The sequence below is a fragment of the Enterobacter sp. HK-058-C-ECC genome, from assembly GCF_047531125.1.
Taxonomy (GTDB): Bacteria; Pseudomonadota; Gammaproteobacteria; order Enterobacterales; family Enterobacteriaceae; genus Enterobacter; species Enterobacter quasiroggenkampii.
In genome coordinates this window covers 100,396-117,912 of record NZ_JBLKCH010000004.1, presented here as the reverse complement: position 1 = coordinate 117,912, position 17,517 = coordinate 100,396, and the positions used below count along the sequence as shown (strand labels likewise).

General features: G+C 54.9%; 16 protein-coding genes, 1 tRNA gene and 1 pseudogene. 4 read left to right on the top strand and 14 right to left on the bottom strand.

The window, feature by feature from the left end; genetic code table 11:
- Positions 1 to 2: 2 nt before the first annotated feature.
- Both aroC and prmB read right to left on the bottom strand, forming a co-directional pair.
- Entirely contained in the window at positions 3 to 1,088 is a 1,086-nt protein-coding gene (gene aroC / locus ACMWJS_RS10480; RefSeq protein ID WP_045908745.1) for a chorismate synthase, read from the bottom strand.
- Between the two features lie 60 nt (positions 1,089 to 1,148).
- Positions 1,149 to 2,081: a 50S ribosomal protein L3 N(5)-glutamine methyltransferase gene (gene prmB, locus ACMWJS_RS10475; protein WP_008502612.1), complete on the bottom strand. Its 933-nt coding sequence runs from the start codon at positions 2,079 to 2,081 to the stop codon at positions 1,149 to 1,151.
- Positions 2,082 to 2,226: 145 nt separating this feature from the next.
- Here prmB and smrB point away from each other — a divergent pair, with 145 nt between their 5' ends.
- Positions 2,227 to 2,778 carry an endonuclease SmrB gene (gene smrB / locus ACMWJS_RS10470; protein WP_008502613.1) on the top strand — a complete coding sequence of 184 codons (552 nt, stop codon included), beginning with the start codon at positions 2,227 to 2,229 and terminating at the stop codon, positions 2,776 to 2,778.
- Positions 2,779 to 2,827: 49 nt separating this feature from the next.
- Here the strand turns inward: smrB and sixA are convergent, their stop codons facing one another.
- From sixA to ACMWJS_RS10450, 4 genes are all read right to left on the bottom strand, one after another.
- Positions 2,828 to 3,313: a phosphohistidine phosphatase SixA gene (gene sixA, locus ACMWJS_RS10465; RefSeq protein WP_032623034.1), complete on the bottom strand. Its 486-nt coding sequence runs from the start codon at positions 3,311 to 3,313 to the stop codon at positions 2,828 to 2,830.
- Between the two features lie 209 nt (positions 3,314 to 3,522).
- A complete protein-coding gene (gene fadJ, locus ACMWJS_RS10460; RefSeq protein WP_414747033.1) occupies positions 3,523 to 5,670 on the bottom strand; it encodes a fatty acid oxidation complex subunit alpha FadJ in 2,148 nt (715 codons plus the stop codon).
- Positions 5,670 to 6,980 (bottom strand): acetyl-CoA C-acyltransferase FadI, encoded by a 1,311-nt coding sequence (fadI, locus tag ACMWJS_RS10455; protein ID WP_021241580.1) that lies wholly within the window; start codon positions 6,978 to 6,980, stop codon positions 5,670 to 5,672. Before fadI ends, fadJ begins: the two co-directional genes overlap by 1 nt.
- 278 nt (positions 6,981 to 7,258) lie before the next feature.
- The gene (locus ACMWJS_RS10450; RefSeq protein ID WP_023336445.1) at positions 7,259 to 7,543 is read right to left on the bottom strand and encodes a YfcZ/YiiS family protein; all 285 of its coding nucleotides are present in this window, start codon (positions 7,541 to 7,543) and stop codon (positions 7,259 to 7,261) included.
- Positions 7,544 to 7,915: 372 nt separating this feature from the next.
- On the opposite strand from ACMWJS_RS10450, the gene fadL reads away from it, so the two are divergent.
- A complete protein-coding gene (fadL, locus tag ACMWJS_RS10445) occupies positions 7,916 to 9,199 on the top strand; it encodes a long-chain fatty acid transporter FadL (protein ID WP_045908748.1) in 1,284 nt (427 codons plus the stop codon).
- 44 nt (positions 9,200 to 9,243) lie between these two features.
- Here fadL and mlaA read toward each other — a convergent pair whose 3' ends face one another.
- Positions 9,244 to 9,996, bottom strand: a complete 753-nt coding sequence (gene mlaA, locus ACMWJS_RS10440) for a phospholipid-binding lipoprotein MlaA (protein WP_023336447.1) — start codon at positions 9,994 to 9,996, stop codon at positions 9,244 to 9,246.
- 315 nt (positions 9,997 to 10,311) lie between these two features.
- Here mlaA and ACMWJS_RS10435 point away from each other — a divergent pair, with 315 nt between their 5' ends.
- Both ACMWJS_RS10435 and ACMWJS_RS10430 read left to right on the top strand, forming a co-directional pair.
- The gene (locus ACMWJS_RS10435; protein ID WP_196346765.1) at positions 10,312 to 11,241 is read left to right on the top strand and encodes a formate/nitrite transporter family protein; all 930 of its coding nucleotides are present in this window, start codon (positions 10,312 to 10,314) and stop codon (positions 11,239 to 11,241) included.
- A 75-nt stretch (positions 11,242 to 11,316) separates the two neighbouring features.
- Positions 11,317 to 11,388: transfer RNA gene (locus tag ACMWJS_RS10430), tRNA-Arg, on the top strand.
- 49 nt (positions 11,389 to 11,437) lie between these two features.
- Here the strand turns inward: ACMWJS_RS10430 and ACMWJS_RS10425 are convergent.
- The 7 genes and pseudogenes from ACMWJS_RS10425 to ACMWJS_RS10395 all read right to left on the bottom strand — a co-directional run.
- Positions 11,438 to 12,769, bottom strand: coding sequence for a VasL domain-containing protein (locus tag ACMWJS_RS10425; RefSeq protein ID WP_414747032.1), 1,332 nt, complete (start codon positions 12,767 to 12,769; stop codon positions 11,438 to 11,440).
- 91 nt (positions 12,770 to 12,860) lie between these two features.
- Positions 12,861 to 13,331, bottom strand: a complete 471-nt coding sequence (locus ACMWJS_RS10420) for a hypothetical protein (RefSeq protein WP_414747031.1) — start codon at positions 13,329 to 13,331, stop codon at positions 12,861 to 12,863.
- Between the two features lie 14 nt (positions 13,332 to 13,345).
- Positions 13,346 to 13,801 carry a type VI secretion system baseplate subunit TssE gene (gene tssE, locus ACMWJS_RS10415; RefSeq protein WP_059355594.1) on the bottom strand — a complete coding sequence of 152 codons (456 nt, stop codon included), beginning with the start codon at positions 13,799 to 13,801 and terminating at the stop codon, positions 13,346 to 13,348.
- Positions 13,801 to 14,346 (bottom strand): type VI secretion system lipoprotein TssJ, encoded by a 546-nt coding sequence (gene tssJ / locus ACMWJS_RS10410; RefSeq protein WP_045908753.1) that lies wholly within the window; start codon positions 14,344 to 14,346, stop codon positions 13,801 to 13,803. Before tssJ ends, tssE begins: the two co-directional genes overlap by 1 nt.
- The gene (gene tssG / locus ACMWJS_RS10405; RefSeq protein WP_235403588.1) at positions 14,324 to 15,409 is read right to left on the bottom strand and encodes a type VI secretion system baseplate subunit TssG; all 1,086 of its coding nucleotides are present in this window, start codon (positions 15,407 to 15,409) and stop codon (positions 14,324 to 14,326) included. Before tssG ends, tssJ begins: the two co-directional genes overlap by 23 nt.
- Complete coding sequence (gene tssF, locus ACMWJS_RS10400) at positions 15,373 to 17,127, bottom strand: type VI secretion system baseplate subunit TssF (RefSeq protein WP_414747030.1); 1,755 nt, start codon at positions 17,125 to 17,127, stop codon at positions 15,373 to 15,375. The genes tssG and tssF overlap by 37 nt, the downstream gene beginning before the upstream one ends.
- A 108-nt stretch (positions 17,128 to 17,235) precedes the next feature.
- Positions 17,236 to 17,505, bottom strand: a pseudogene (locus ACMWJS_RS10395) (PAAR domain-containing protein); the annotation flags it as partial.
- Positions 17,506 to 17,517: the final 12 nt, after the last annotated feature.

The window sequence follows — 17,517 nt, the reverse complement described above, 5'->3', positions numbered from 1 at the left end:
GTTTACCAGCGTGGAATGGTGGTCGTCACATCCGCATTCTGCGCGCGCTGGCGCAGGAAGTGATCCATCAGCACGATCGCCAGCATCGCCTCTGCGATCGGCACCGCGCGGATCCCCACGCACGGATCGTGACGTCCTTTGGTGATCATCTCAACTTCTTCGCCATCGCGGTTAATCGTGTGGCCCGGCACGGTAATGCTGGAGGTTGGCTTCAGCGCGATGTTGGCAATAATCTGCTGCCCGCTGCTGATACCGCCCAGAATGCCGCCCGCGTGGTTGCTCTGGAAGCCCGCCTTCGTGATCTCGTCACGGTTCTGGCTGCCGCGCAGAGATACCACATCAAAACCGTCGCCAATCTCAACGCCCTTCACCGCGTTGATGCTCATCAGCGCGTGGGCGATGTCAGCGTCGAGACGGTCAAATACCGGCTCGCCCCAGCCTGGCGGGACGCCGTCGGCCACCACGGTCACTTTCGCCCCGATGGAGTCGCCCTCTTTTTTCAGGCCCCGCATCAGTTCGTCCAGCGCGTCCAGCTTGTCGGCATCGGCACAGAAGAACGGGTTTTGCTCGACCAGATCCCAGTCTTTGATCGCCAGCGGAATGTCGCCCATCTGGGTCAGACAGCCGCGGATAACGATGCCAAATTTCTGCTGCAGGTATTTTTTGGCAATGGCACCAGCCGCCACGCGCATCGCGGTTTCACGCGCGGAAGAACGTCCACCGCCGCGATAGTCGCGGAAGCCGTACTTTTGTTCGTAGGTATAGTCGGCATGGCCCGGACGGAACACGTCCTTGATGGCGCCGTAGTCCTGGGAGCGCTGATCGGTGTTTTCAATCAGCAGACCAATGCTGGTGCCTGTAGTGCGTCCTTCAAAGACGCCGGAGAGAATTTTGACCTGGTCCGGCTCGCGACGCTGCGTGGTGTAGCGAGAGGTGCCCGGACGACGACGGTCGAGGTCGTGCTGCAAATCGGCTTCGGTCAGTTCGATGCCTGGCGGTACGCCATCAACGATACAGCCCAGCGCCAGCCCGTGCGACTCGCCAAAGGTGGTCACGCGGAATACCTGTCCAATACTGTTTCCTGCCATCACGGCTCCGATGTTGTTGTTTGTGTTTGAGCGTTGTGAAACGGGCCGAAGCCCGCTGGATTAATCTTTATAGATGCTGAAGTGTTCGCGCGCGTCGAGCAGCTGCGCTTTGGTCAGCATAAAGACGCCGTCACCGCCGTTGTCGAACTCAAGCCAGGTGAACGGCACATCCGGGTACTGCTCTATCAGATGTACCATGCTGTTGCCCACTTCACAAATCAGAACGCCGTCGTCGGTCAGATAATCCGGCGCGCAGGCCAGAATGCGGCGGGTCAGCTTCAGGCCGTCAGAGCCCGATGCCAGACCCAGCTCCGGCTCGTGACGGTATTCGTTCGGCAGATCGGACATGTCTTCCGCATCAACGTACGGCGGGTTGGTAACGATCAGATCGTACTGCAGCGTCGGCAGATCGCGGAACAGATCGGAGCGAATTGGCGTGACGTGATGGATCAATCCGTGCTCTTCAATGTTGTGCTCGGTCACGGCCAGCGCATCGGTGGAGATATCGACGGCATCGACTTCCGCTTCCGGGAAGGCGTAAGCGCAGGCAATGGCGATACAGCCGCTGCCGGTACACATATCCAGGATGTGCTGCGGCTGATGGCCGATCAGACCTTCAAAGTGGTTGTTAATCAGCTCACCAATCGGCGAGCGCGGCACCAGCACGCGTTCATCGACATAGAACTCGTGGCCGCAGAACCAGGCTTTGTTGGTCAGGTAGGCGACCGGGATGCGTTCGTTGACGCGGCGGATCACGCGCTCAACGATGCGGTGTTTTTCGCTGGAGGTCAGGCGCGCGGTGCGCATGTCTTCCGGAATATCCAGCGGCAGATAGAGTGACGGCAGCACCAGCTGTACGGCCTCATCCCACGGGTTGTCGGTACCGTGTCCGTACCAGATATTGGCGGCGCTGAAGCGGCTAACCGACCAGCGCAACATGTCCTGTATGGTATGCAGCTCGTTTACTGCTTCATCGACAAATATTTTATCCACTCTTTCCTCCAGGGCATGCTCGCATAATTTTCGGCGGCTAGTTTGCCATGAAGACGGCGATAAATCAGCAATGACGCGTACCGCTTGAGGTTAAAAAATGCGTTTAGTCGGGTACACTATCGGAAATACGAGATGAGAATGACGAATGAAAAAGAAAACATCGCTCAGCGAGGAGGATCAGGCGCTCTTCCGCCAGCTAATGACCGGGACGCGGAAAATCGCGCAGGACACCATCGTTCATCGCCCGCAGCGTAAAAAAATCAGCGAAGTCCCGGTCAAACGGCTGCTGCAGGAGCAGGCGGATAACAGCCACTATTTTTCAGATGAATTTCAGCCGCTGCTCAATACGCAGGGTGCGGTGAAGTACGTGCGCGAAGACGTCAGCCATTTTGAACTGAAAAAGTTACGTCGCGGAGATTATTCGCCGGAGCTGTTTCTCGATCTGCATGGTTTAACGCAGATGCAGGCAAAACAGGAGCTGGGGGCATTGATCGCCGCCTGTCGCCGCGAACATGTTTTTTGCGCCTGCGTGATGCACGGCCACGGTAAGCATATCCTCAAGCAACAGACGCCGCTGTGGCTGGCTCAGCATCCACACGTGATGGCGTTTCATCAGGCACCCAAAGAGTACGGCGGAGATGCCGCATTGCTGGTGTTGATTGAAGTGGAAGAGTGGCAGCCGCCAGAATTACCCTGACAGGACGGCGGGAGGCCTGTTTTGCGCCCCCGCACAATCACACGTCACGTCAGATGGCTTTTGCCATCCTCAGGTTGCACGGACTCATTTGCCAGTTAAAGACACCTTTACCCGTTTCGTCCAGAGACACATTGGCAATGGCGGATGTCGTGAACATCGGCGGCGTTTCGCCCGGGCACAGCTCAGATACCAGATAGCCAACCAGTGGCAGGTGGGAAATGACCAGCGCGGACGCAACACCTTCATTGCACAGCGCCTGAAGATAGGCACTGACAAGGCCTACATCGCCACAGGGGGTGAGTTCAGGAAGAACATCCACGCTGGCCGGCAGGTTCATGCACTCCCCTACCACCTCCAGCGTCTGTTCAGCACGCAGGAACGGACTCACCAGAACACGTTCGATGTCCACTTTTTGACCTTTAAGCCAGGTCGCCATCTGACGAGATTCGTCGCAGCCACACACGGTCAAAGGACGTACTGAGTCACTGGCGGCATCGAGTGCCGCGTCGCCGTGACGCATGATAAAAACTTGCATATTGCACCGCTTTTGTTAACCAGAATCACCGGCGTTAACTACCCGCGATAAATGCTGAGAGGTAGAAAACCCGATGGCCGGGCATTGTGCCTGATCCATTCGGTGAATGAAACGCTGTTTTTTACCTCAATGGCGTAAGTATAGTCAATCTCTGTTTACAAAATCGCCAGAACAGGTTCATTCACCTCAGGATTTACCCTTCTTTGACCTCAGCTTACGAGGACAGTTTCCCTTGCAGGCCAAAATGTCTGGCCCCGTTCCGCCATCTGCAATAATTCGTCACACGGTGTAAAGCGTGGACCATATTGCGAAGCCAGACGTTGCAGGATAGCAACCACTTCACCCGCGCCGAGCATATCCATGTAACGGAACGGGCCGCCAAGGAACGGCGGGAAACCAATGCCAAATACCGCGCCGATGTCGCCATCGCGCGCGCTTTTGATTACCTGCTCACCAAAGCAGCGCGCCGCTTCATTGAGCATCATCATCACGCAGCGTTCAGCGCACTGAACGGCGGACAGTTTTCCCTGACCGGTGGTCGAAATAAGCCCATAAACCGAAGGGTCGACCTGTTTCTTGCTTTTACGCCCTTTCGCGCCGTAAAGATAGAAACCGCGTTCATTTTTTCTGCCTTTGCGATCGTCCTTCAAAATTGCAGAAACAATGTTTGCAGGCGGGCTAAAACGATCGCCATAAGCCGCCTCCAGTACAGGTATAATTTTAGTGCCGGTGTCTATTCCCACCTCATCCAAAAGTTGGATTGGGCCCACGGGGAAACCAAACTTTACCAGCGCCTCGTCGACGTGCTCGATCTTCTCGCCTTCCGTCAGCAGCCGCATGGCTTCATTAATGTAGGGCGCCAGAATGCGGTTGACGTAGAAGCCGGCTTTGTCTGCGACCACAATCGGCGTTTTACCCTGCTTCTTCGCAAGTTTGACTACCGTGGCGATGGTTTGCGGACTGGTGGTGGCATGTGGAATAACTTCAACCAGCGGCATTTTTTCTACCGGGCTAAAGAAGTGCAGTCCGATCACCTGCTCCGGACGCGCAGCTTTTGCCGCGATATCGCCAATCGGTAATGACGACGTGTTAGAGGCAAAAATGGTGTGCGGGGAGCAATGCTGCTCAACGTCTGCCACCATCTGCTGCTTAAGCGCCAGATCCTCAAACACGGCTTCAATCACCAGATCGCGGTGCGCAAAACCGCTGTAATCCGTTGTGCCGGAGATCATCGCCAGGGTTTTATCACGCTCGCTTGCCTTGATATGGCGGCGCTTGACCTTTTGATCAAGGTTCTGCCAGCTGTATTGTAGCGCGTGGTTGATTCCCTTAGGATTAATGTCTTTGATGCGTACAGGCAATTTGCCTTTGCTTGCGGTAACAAAAGCGATACCGCCGCCCATAAGCCCCCCACCCAGCACGCCAATGGCACGCAGCGGCGCAGGCGATGCCTCGCTGCCCGGGTCTTTTTTCACCTCTGTGCTGGCGAAGAAGATGCTGCGCAGCGCCTGTGACTGCGGCGTCATCGCCAGTTCGCCAAAGGCTTTGGCCTCAGCGGCATAGCCGCTGCTGCTGCCCTGCGACAGCCCGGTTTCGATCACATCCAGGATCCGCTTTGCCGCCGGGTAATTGCCTTTGGTCTTTTGTTCGGTCTTTTTGCCCACCATGTTGAACAGGAGCGTTCTGCCCAGCGGGCCGGCCAGCACGCGCTCGCGAACCGGCAGAGGACGTCTTGCCTGACGACCTTTCAGCGCAAGCTCAACGGCGGCCTCCAGCAAAATGGACTGTGGCACGACGTCATCGACCAGACCGGCTTTCAGCGCCTGACGGGCACGCAGCTGTTTACCGGTTAAGATCATCTCCAGCGCCGTGCTGACGCCCACCAGGCGCGGCAGACGTTGCGTTCCGCCGGAGCCAGGCAGCAGCCCCAGCTGCACTTCCGGCAGGCCCAGAATGGTTTTCGGATCGTCGGTACATATACGGCTATGGCAGGCCAGCGCCAGCTCCAGCCCACCGCCCAGACACGCCCCGTGGATCGCGGCGATAACCGGGATCGGCAGGCTGTTGATCTCCGCCATCACCTGCTGGCCCTGACGCGCCAGCTCTTCGGCCTCCAGCGCGCTTTGCGCCCGGGCGATCATGTTGATATCCGCCCCGGCGATAAAGTTATCCGGCTTGGCAGAGATAAACACCAGGCCGCGAATGGCTTTGTTGTCGCGGATCTGCTTTAGCATCGCGCGCACCTGAACACCAAATTCGGCCTTCAGGGTATTCATCTTTTCATCAGGCACATCAATAGTGATAACGGCCACGTTATCGAGGCGAACCGCCAGAGTGAATGCAGATGGCATATCCATTATTCAGCCTCCAGAACCATTGCTGCGCCAAGGCCGCCCGCCGCACAGGCGGTTACAAGGCCAAACCCGCCGCCACGGCGACGGAGTTCATGTAATGTTTGCGTGATCATTCGCGCGCCGGTGGCGGCAAACGGATGACCGTAGGCGATAGAGCCGCCCAGCACGTTGAATTTACTCTGATCCACTTCGCCTGTGGCATGGGCGCGGCCCAGCACATCGCGTGCGAAACGCTCGCTTGCCAGCAGCTGGACGTTTGCCAGGGTTTGCGCGGCAAACGCTTCGTGCATATCAATCAGGGTTAAATCAGCCAGCGTCAGCCCCGCGCGATCCAGCGCCAGCGGCGTTGACCACGCCGGACCTAACAGCATGTCCTGCCAGACGTCAATGGCGGTGAAGGCGTAGCTGCGTAAATAGCCCAGGGGAGTAATGCCCAGCTCCTTCGCACGAGATTCGGTCATCAGGATCACGGCGGCAGCCCCGTCCGTCAGCGGCGTACTGTTCGCCGCCGTCACGGTGCCGTGCTTGCGGTCAAACGCCGGGCGCAGTTTGGCGTAATCCGCCAGTGTTGAGGTGCCGCGAATATTGTTATCTTCCGCAAGCGGTTCGCGATAGGGCGGAATGTAGGCGGTCATGACCTCGTCGGTCAGCTTGCCTTCCGACCAGGCTTTTGCCGCAAGCTGATGCGAGCGATGCGCCAGCGCGTCCTGCTGTTCACGGGTAATGCCGTAGGTTTTCGCCATCTGCTCGGCGGTATCGCCCATGCGCAGGCCGGTGGAATATTCCGCTACGGCAGGGGGAACAGGCATCAGATCGCGCAGACGTAAACGCGAGAAGAGTTTGAGCTTCTGACCCGTCGTGCGGGCTTTGTTGGCATCAACCAGGATACGCGCCAGCTTTTTACTGACCCCAATCGGCAGTACCGAAGAGGAGTCCGCTCCACCCGCTATCCCGGCGCGAATGGTACCCGCCATCAGACTTTCGGCGACATTCGCCACGGCCTGGAAACTGGTTGCGCAGGCGCGGCTGACGCTGTAGGCGTCGGTATGAACATTCATCCCGGTACCGAGGACGATTTCCCGCGCGATGTTAGGGGCTTCAGGCATCTGCACGACCTGGCCAAAAACCAGCTGTTCGATGACCTCCGGCGGAATTTCGCTGCGAGCCAGCATCTCCCCCACTACCATTTTCCCCAGGTCGACGGCCGGTATGCCATGAAACGCCGTTGCCTGACGCGCAAATGGCGTGCGCAATCCACTGACGATGGCAATGCGATCGCCCTGACGGGTAATAAGCGGTAATGCCTGACTCATAACACTCCCCTGTAAAAAAATTTTCGCAAACGCAAAGTGGTCTGACCTGATAATAGTCTTAACCATTTTTTTACATTCAGCCAATCGGGTAAACGAAAAAATGCGAGCTAAAACACAGAGAAGAAAAAGAAAATGCCCCTGCATGGCAGGGGCATTTGTGCGGTATGTTGTCGGGTGCGCAAGGTAAAAGCAAAACGGTAACCCGTAGGTTACCGTTTTTAATGTTTGCGCCCTCTCCCGTGGGAGAGGGTCGGGGTGAGGGCATCAGGCCGCAGAAATTAACGCAGGCCCAGCTGGAAAATCAGCGTTTCTGCTTCGCAGGCGAAAACAAAGTCGATGTCCAGCTTCACGCCGCCTTCCACTTCGGTAAAGGTCGACTTGATTTCACACGGATCGGATTCAACATCACGCGCACGCTTGCTCAGCGCGGCCAGGGTCTCTTCCGCTTCGGCGCGGTTGGTGAACACACGGCTGTAAGACGCGGTGCAATCGGTGTTGTCCATGATGGTCCCAACATCCATACAGCAGCAAACCGGGGTTTCATCAGCACTGCATTTACTCATAGCTCAATTTCCTCTGTATTCGCGCAGCGCGCGAGATAAACACGATGCTGCTATTTTACGCCCCGGCTCGGGCTCTCTCCAGCCGTTAATGGCGCAAAATCGGATAAGTGACCAATATCACACTAAAAAATGATCTAAAACAAAAACCACCCTTTTGGGTGAGTCGCGATGGTCACAATTTTGCCAACCAGATCTCGTTTCACGAAACATGTTTGAAAATATTAATAAACAAACTTGCAACATTCAGGCTGGTCGGACCTATACTCTGGCCACTGGTCTGATTTGTCTGTCATACCTCAGACCCTACACTTCGCGCTCCTGTTACGGTATGTAACAATTATTGAATAAAAATAACTCAATGAGGTTATGGTCATGAGCCAGAAAACCCTGTTCAACAAGACTGCGCTGGCAGTCGCAGTGGCACTCGTCTCCACTTCCGCATGGTCAGCGGGCTTTCAGTTAAACGAATTTTCTTCCTCTGGCCTTGGCCGCGCGTATTCGGGGGAAGGTGCGATTGCGGATGATGCGGGTAACGCGAGTCGTAACCCTGCATTGATCATGATGTTTGATCGTCCGACCTTCTCTGCTGGTGCGGTTTATATCGATCCTGATGTCAACATTTCAGGCAAGTCGCCTTTCACTGGTGCGAGCCTTAAAGCGGACAATATTGCCCCAACAGCATGGGTCCCTAACCTGCACTTCGTTGCACCTATCAATGAACAGTTTGGCTGGGGAGCATCCGTAACCTCTAACTACGGCCTTGCTACCGAGTTCAATAGCAACTATCCGGCTGGTGAATACGGCGGTAAAACAGACCTTACTACGCTGAACCTGAACCTGAGCGGTGCTTATCGCCTGAACGATAACTGGAGCTTTGGTCTGGGCTTTGATGCCGTCTACGCCGATGCCAAAATTGAACGTTACTCCGGAGAGCAAACTGCTCGCCTGCCAAAAAATAGCAATAAAATTGCCAGTCTTGAAGGTGATGAGTGGGGCTATGGCTGGAACGCCGGTATCCTGTACGAGCTGGACAAAAACAACCGTTGGGGCCTGACCTATCGTTCCGAAGTGAAAATTGACTTCGACGGCGATTACAAGAGCGGCATCCTGAAGCCGGTGAACAACCTGGTTCCTGGGGCAGGTACCACTATTCCTTGGGGAACGTCAAACCAGACCGTTCCAGGTTCACTGTCACTGCATTTGCCAGAAATGTGGGAAGTGTCCGGTTACAACCGCGTTGCACCTCAATGGGCGATCCACTATAGCCTGGCCTATACCAGCTGGAGCCAGTTCCAGGAGCTGAAAGCGACCGGAACCAATGGTCAAACGCTGTTCTATAAGGACGAAAGCTTCCACGACGCCTATCGTATTGCGTTGGGTACCACCTACTACTACGATAAAAACTGGACTTTCCGCTCCGGTATCGCATTTGACGACAGCCCGGTTCCGGCAGACAAGCGTTCTATTTCCATTCCGGATCAGGACCGCTTCTGGTTAAGTGCTGGCGCGACATATGCGTTCAACGAGAATGCATCCATCGATGCGGGCGTTTCTTATATGCACGGTCAGAAAGTTACGTTCCAGGAAGGCCCTTACGAGTTTACCTCTGAAGGTAAAGCCTGGCTGTTCGGTACGAACTTCAACTACGCGTTCTAATCGTACTGGAATCAAAAAAGGTGAGCATTGCTCACCTTTTTTATTTACTCGGAATCGATATCTTTTAGTTCGTTTTCGATAGCCTTCGCGTTTGGATTTTCTTCCGGCTTCAGCTTACCGCCGTTGGCAATAAAGTCATGATTCTGGAAGTACGCTTCACGCACCATAATGTACGGGTCAGAAGACTGGCGCAGCAGACCGTCAGAGTCGAGCAGTTGTGCACGGGTTTCAATCCCTTCCACCGTCCATTTACCTACCGACAGCGGCCAGGTCAGCCACGACAGAACCGGATACAGCGTATCGACCATATCACCGCCATCATCACGCACGGTGAAGCTGCCATAGAACGGCAGATGAACGTAAGGGCCGTAGCCGACACCATAATGCCCCAGCGTACTACCAAAACGGTGCGGCTGTTCACGCTGCAGTTTCGGGTTCGCCATGCCAGCGACGTCAATAAAGCCGCCCATCCCCAGAATGGAGTTCAGGAAGAAGCGGGTAAAGTGCACCATCCCCTGATACGGGTCGCCCTGCAGGAAGTAGTTCACCATTACCGCAGGCTCTTCGAGGTTGCTGGTAAAGTTACTTAACCCGTTACGCGCGGGTTGTGGGACATAATCGCGCCATGCCACTGCCACCGGGCGAACCACATACGGGTCCAGCACGTTGTAGTTGAAGCTATACATGGAGCGGTTAAATCCTTCGAGAGGATCGGAGCGTCCCGTTTGCTCCCCGGAGCTGGCGCAGCCCACAAGCATCGTCGCGCCCAGCGCAAGCGCCGACAGCCGAAGTTTCATAAATATCTCCCTGTTCAGTATGGCTATCGTTGATTGCCATCCGTAACGGAGCCGTTGACGCTCCGTCTGTAAACGTGCAAGCGATTGTAACAGCACGTTTACCGATGTCTATGAGCACAATTACGGGCAGTAACCACCGTGACTCTGATCTCAGCATAGCCTGGCTTTTGGAATTCGTTTCGCTGGCAATTTTATAATGTCTTTGAAAGAGATGTATCACCTTTGTTGTCATTGCCGCCAATTTAAGAGCATCCCCACAGGCATCCCGATAAAAGCCGCTACGCTTAACAGAAAGATCAACCTCCGGGAGCAGATATGAAAGAAGTGGGCGAAGAAAAAATTGGCGAGAGCAATGAGGAAATTGAAATTGAAAGCGAGGAGAAAGCGCGCGGCGAGAAAATAGAAATTGATGAAGATCGCCTGCCTTCCCGCGCGATGGCCATCCACGAGCATATCCGCCAGGACGGTGAAAAAGAGATGGAGCGCGATGCCATGGCCCTCTTCTGGTCAGCTATCGCCGCAGGGCTCTCAATGGGCGCATCTCTGCTCGCCAAAGGGATATTTCATGTTCAGCTGGAAGGTGTGCCCGGCGGATTTTTACTGGAGAACCTCGGCTATACCTTCGGCTTTATTATTGTCATCATGGCTCGCCAGCAGCTGTTTACCGAAAACACGGTGACCGCCGTTCTGCCTGTAATGCAAAACCCCACCCTCGGCAATTTCGGTTTATTGATGCGTCTGTGGAGCGTCGTCCTGCTGGGTAATATCATCGGCACAGGCATCGCGGCTTGGGCGTTTGAATACATGCCGATCTTTGATGAACCCACCCGGGACGCGTTTGTAAAAATCGGCATGGATGTGATGAAAAACACGCCGGTGGAGATGTTCTCGAATGCCATCATCTCCGGCTGGATCATCGCCACAATGGTCTGGATGTTTCCTTCAGCAGGGAGCGCCAAAATTGTGGTGATTATATTGATGACCTGGCTGATTGCGCTGGCTGATACCACGCATATCGTGGTCGGTACCGTTGAAATCCTGTATCTGGTCTTTAACGGTACGCTTCACTGGAGCGATTTTTTCTGGCCGTTCGCCCTACCGACGCTGGCGGGTAACATCTGCGGCGGAACGTTTATCTTCGCACTGTTAAGCCATGCCCAAATCCGTAACGACATGTCGAACAAACGCAAAGCTGAGCTTAAGGCGCGGGAAAATGATGATAAATCGACAAAAAAATCGTCCTGAATGGTGACTCTTTGAGCAGTCAGGCGGCGATGCGCTTAACGCATAGTGTAAATAAGGCTATACTCGTGCCGCCTCGTCCCCTTAGTTAAATGGATATAACGAGCCCCTCCTAAGGGCTAGTTGCAGGTTCGATTCCTGCAGGGGACACTTTGACCTCCACGCGTTGTTGAACACATTCGCCTGTCCACCGCAGAATTCACTGCGAAGAAGAATCCCGTTTTATTTGAGCGTAACGCGTTGCCAGCTGTTTAAGACGCAACTCCAGCTGGGTCTTTTCAGCTTCAGGAAGCACACCTCCTGCGGGATGCTGTGACAGGCGTCTGAGTTGTTCTTCAGCCGGTATTGTTTGGTTAAATGACTGTATAGTTGAAAAAACCACCGATTTAAGCTCACTCACCGTGATATATTTTCCCTTCTGCTCATCCAGACTACTCAGCCGATGGCTCAGTTGCTGTAGCTTCATCATTCCCTGATACCAGCTGTTCATGGCCTCATCAGGCAACACTGCCGCGTTAAATTTTTGCTGCCACTGCACGGCAAGCGGCTTTGCCTCCTCCGGCCGCACCGTCTGGAGTTGCGCTAACAGCTCAAGGCTGTAGGAAATATTCCAGTCAGGGGGCAGCTTATCCAGTCGGGCAAGCTGCTGCTGCGTTTCTCTAATAAACGTGGACGGTAAAGTGCCTCGCTGTGCTAACGCCTCTTGCTGAGCAGGTGTAAGCGCTTCAGGTAACCGCGCCAGCGAGGCAACCGCCTGAGTCGTTAAGGGATCGGGTCTGGACAGAAAGCCCCCTCCCCACGCCGCGGCGACGCAGACCACCAGCATAGAACACATCCCGGCGACAAAGGGCTTCCATGTTCTGACCGACCCGTGCACTGTCGTAAGACCCTCTGCATCAGGCTGATTCTCCGGCTGCACAACATAGACCCATTTCACGTCGTCAACCGGCTCTGCCCTTTCCTGAGGTAATTCGCAACCGGGCATCATGCGTGCATTCAGACCTGATGCGTCATTACTGCTTTCCAGCCGTTCAGCATTCGAACGTATCATTGTTCGTAACGTATCGAACTGGCTTAGGTGTTTCAGTTCAAGGCGCTGGAGCACCGAACTCAGCCGGGTAAGCAACGCTTCAGCACTGTAAAGCTCACTTAGATGGCTGTTGTTGAGTGGAAGCATACGCATGCGCTGCTGCAGGCGCTGGCTCAGGCCGGTAAGGATTTCCAGACGAGTATGTAGCGTCTTCGGCCAGTAAACGTCCCATTGATGGCTAATCAGGGCCTCCAGAATCGCCAGCCCTTCGTTCAGGCCAGCCAATCCAGACAGGTGAGTCCGGGCAAGGGTGTACCAGGCCGCAGTCTGCAACTCCACACCGTTTTGTTCAAACAGAGAGAGACAGCGTTTTTCGACATATTGCCAGTTTACATCCGGGCGAGCAGGATGCGTCAGCTTGCTGAGTTCATCGCGGAGAGCAGCGTAATCTGGCAGCGTGCGCGGGTCGCCGCCGGTTTTTAACGTTATATGTGTGGTCATCCTGGAGGGCCTACATATCCGTGTGGATAATTTCGTCAGTTGATGTGAGGGGCTATTTTGCGTTTAAAAGTGCAATGACTCAGAAATATCGCTATGGCAGCAGCGCTAAAATCAGACCGAAAAACACACCTTCATCCCATCGTTGTCCGGACCGGGATGAGGTATCAGGGGGAGTAAAGATCCAGCCATTTGCGTTCCCTACCCGCATGAACAGGCGTCCTTGAGAAATCACCTTGTCCCCGGAACAGAAAGTCACCTCGACACAACCGGCGACGCCCTGTCCATACAGAAAGATCGGCATAAAGTTGACCGCCCGGCTGTCATAGCGCAAAACGATACCGGAAATCTCAAATGCCCCGCCCTCCACCAGCAGATCCGGAACGGATACGGTCAGTGGCTCCACATTCAGTCCCGTATCCGTCAGCCACGCGTCCATTTGCTCCTGAAGCTGGGCCATTCGCTGGCGAAACTCAGCAATATCAGCCTGACTCTTGCTGATGGCAGGAACAGGTGCAGGTTGGCGTGCCTGCAACTTCTTCAGGAACTGTAATTTTACAGACATGATGTTATCGGACCTTATATACGAAGAGTGGTGTCGAGATACTGCTGTTGCCTGAGATGCCTTAACAGGACCCGTCCTTCGGGCATAAATTCAGTCCCGTAGCGCACCAGGCCAATCCCTTTAAGTTCAGCGTCAATGGCATAGCGCAGTTCGCCGGGGACGTTCTGTTCCAGCAGGACAACGGTTATTTTTTTCAGGCGCGGTTCATACTTGAGCAGGACGGCAGACAAAGTACCCATCAGTTCATGGGCCGTTCCCGGCATGCCCTGCAGGATTTTGGTCATATCCGGCAGGCCGTAGTCAGGCAGATGCGCCAGCGTGCCGGCACGACAGTTGAGGATACGCTGCATGTTATCCAGTACCGAGAGGATGACCTGATTTTCCTCACTGACCTGGTTGAGATTGAGGCCACCTGTAAAATTTCCCGTTAACATTTCATACAGCGAAGGCGTGTTATGTCCGTAGGGCATCAGTCGTCCTTAAGCGGTTGCAGCGTCAGAGAGTTATCACCTGCTTCCAGGATACGTGGTTTATCCGGATCCAGGTCACTGCGTTTGATAACCTGCTTCCAGGCGTTGTTGTCCATATCCGGATGGCGGAACAGCCCTACCACCGCGACAAACTGCGCCTTTTCTTCCATTGGCATATCAAGGTTTGCATCGCCACCCGGTTTCACCACGACATCACGAATGGCCAGCATGTCGTCTTTCAGAATGGTGCTATCATCCTGAAGCAACTGCTGATACACCGTCTTATCAAAGGTTTTGCGGTCTTTGAGCTGGTAAACCCTTATCACCACCGGCTGAGACAGCGAGTTACTTTCACGGGAGTCGGTGTTCAGCGCCTCACGTGCAGTGAAATCCAGATGCAGGATTTTAATTTTTTTATAGAACACAGAATTGAACGCCGATCTGGTACCGTCGGTGACGCTCTGCGTTACCCCACAGCCCGTCAGAGTGAGTGCTATCAGCGGCATCAGCCAGCGCGTAGTCTTAATTAAACTTGTACGTAACACGTCTGTTTCCTTGTTGTGTTTTTGCAGGCTCCAGGCCACTGTAATAACCCAGCTCTGTCGTAAAGGTCTCAGGAATATCATCCGGAAGGCTATCATCATCAGCGCCCAGTACACCGTTCAGCCCCAGCCAGAAAGGATTTTCTCCAAGCGGTGGAACGGCTAGCAGACGTACGGAAGTGGTCAGGGTAATTCTGGCTTTAAACCGCCAGCCCAGATATACCCGTAGCATTACCAGGAAATCCATGTACAACTGGCCATCCGGTTTCCAGCCCTGAGCTTCCTGTTCGTTGTCCGTTGCGAGAGCAACCAGCAGTTGGCTGCCGGCATCCATCGCTTCGTCACCCACAGGCGTATTGCCATCAAGCAGAAACTCTTCGTCACCGTAAAAACCCAGCGGCCTGTCAATCTTTACAGGCCGGAGACAATACGGACTCACCTGCACCGTCGTATCGGGCGCCAGCAGGCGCACCAGTGCCTGCATCCCTTCCTGAGTTTTGCCCGGCTGCTGCAGCACACCCAGTAGCGCCAGAAAGCGGGACACTGGCGTGGCTATATGATTCGCAGTGCCCGGTATTCCCAGACCAACCAGACCCAATAACGACTGCGAAATGCTGTCGGTACCTCCGGGCTCAAACGTGGCCGGATACGAGTATTTACGCCAGACGCGGTAAAACTGCGTCAGGATGCGATGACTGAAAATATCCAGAAACCCCTGCAGCGCCTCATGTCCTTCCCGGCGCTGGGAAATGTCATCGAGATAGGCGGTCGGTAGAGGCGAATCAACACCGTACATCCCCATAAAGGTCGTGCGGATAAGCGGTGGCCTGCTGTCATCACCCTCGTCATACTCGACAGCCTTCAGTTCACTGGCCGGGAACCCCATTCCAGGGTGCGGCGCAAAGCGTACCGGGTCATCCGCCGGATGGCTGGTAGAGCCCATCAGCGGCCTGTCCGGATGGCGCTTCTCCAGTAGCTGGCATAAACGATAAAAGTTGATGCGGTGAAGATCGGCCTCCAGCCGCGGGGTCAGCCGGGAATACGGCGGTTGTGCTTCTCTTCCCATTCCAGGCGCTCTCCGGTCGGTTGCAGAATAATAATCAGGCGGTTAAACAGATAGATATCGGTGTACAGTGCAAAGAAGCGGCTCAGCATCTCGCCGAACAGACAGATATCGCCGCGCCCGGCAAAGCCGTTGCTCTCAAGCGTCACCTCAATCTGCACCCCGCGCACCAGATATCCCTGCTCAAAGCGTTCCGTTTCACTGTGCTTCACATCGATAATCGCCTCCAGACGACGGCGGTTCATCTCGCTGTCAGTCCACTCGTACAACGCCAGCGTGCCGCGCAGCACGTCGGCATTGTCCATCATCGACAGGAAGCCGCTGCCGAGATGGCTCAGCACACGCCAGTGAAAGCGATCCTGTGCCGGGGGATAACAAGGCAGCGTCGGCGCACACAGGTTGCGCACGGCGATACTGGCTGAAGTGGTTTTCATCACTGTATCGAGCACGGTACTTTGCAACGCTCTGCGAGGTAGTTGGCCATTGGTGCCGGTTAGCGTCAGCGACAGGCTTTCATCCTCCGGCACCGTGTGGTTATCAAACGCTTCCCCGCCGAGGATAAGCCAGGTGTTATGCAACCCCGACGGGCCACGGCGCACGCGGGTGTGGTAGTAATATTCAGGGGCTTCATGGCGCATCATTCCGCCCTTGTGGCGGAAGCTTGAAAATGGCACGTAGGTATGCTGGCTTGATGACATCACCGAATCCACCGCGTATATCTCGGTATGGCCATCCTGCACGCGCATCGGGCGCAGCATATATTCGGTCTGCAGGGAATTGAGCGTCAGCGGATCGGATTCCAGCGGGAACAGGTTAATCACCGGCACACAGTTCAGGCGCAGATGCTTTTCGGTAAAGCTGAAATCATGCTCCCAGCGTTCTGCCAGCACCACGTCGATTTCAAACCATGGGAGCTCAGCCGGAAAGACCACGGTCTCGAGCCCACGCAGCCCCGTGAACATGAATTTCTCACGGAAGGTGAAGTACTCCAGCAGCAGTTGATAGCCGCTAAAGCTGCTGCTTCCCTTCGGCCACAGGACGTCATCATCGCCAAAGCCCAGCGCGGTGAAATACCCGTCGAGCGGTCTTCTGTCCATGTCGCCCGGCATACGCAGCCAGAAGCGAGCTGTATTCATGGTAAAGGCTTCATGCATTGCGCAGGCCAGCGGTGCATCAGCGTTGAAGTAGAGCGGGATCTGGCTGAGATCGATACGACTCCAGTCGGCAAGATGGCTGCCGTTAAAGCGCAGGCTGATAACCGAACGCCCGTCAGGGTCAGTCGACAGGCGGGCTTGCTCCAGCGACAACGGCAGGAGCGTGATCTCTTTGGTTGTGGTGTACCGACAACGCGTGGCCTTCTCGCCGATCGGCCGCGAGTTAACTTCGAAACCTTTGGCGATGCGCATCTGTTCTTTCATCTCGCGCCAGTCAGGGGTGAACTCCACCACCGACATCGACGGTATGGTGCGCAGATAATGCGGCCACAGCAGGCTGACCAGCCCTTCGGTCAGTTCAGGCAGGTCGTCATCGAGCTTTTCACGCAAGCGCCCCATCAGGAAGGCAAAGCCCTCGAACAGGCGTTCAACATACGGGTCGCGCGCTCCGGCTTTATCAAGGTTGAGCATTGCTGCCTGCTCGGGGTGAGCACGGGCAAACTCTTCGCCAGCTTCCAGCAGGTAGCGCATTTCAGCGTCGTAATAACGCAGGGTTAAGTCGTCCATATTTATTTTTACTTAGTTTTCTTTGGATTCAGAGCACAGCTGCACCCTGGTGTACCTTCAGCATAAGTTGAAAAAACATAACGATGGCAGATGTTGTTATTAGCCACCATAAGTACGTTCATGCCGGGAAGGGATAAATTTTGCGCCACAGGGACAACTGCTGGTGCTATGCAGCGAACCCGCATATTTCCGCCCATTGGCATTATTGTTAGGAATATGTCCCACTATCTTGTACGTGCCAGCATGCTTTCCGCAGGTCACATTCTCCTGCTCCCGGGCTAGAGGGATCCCCATGACCGTGTCGGTCGGGTCACCTTCAAGAATTTTTCCACCGCAAGTAGTCATATCACCCTTTACCAGATAATAACCTTTCGCCATCTTTCACATCCT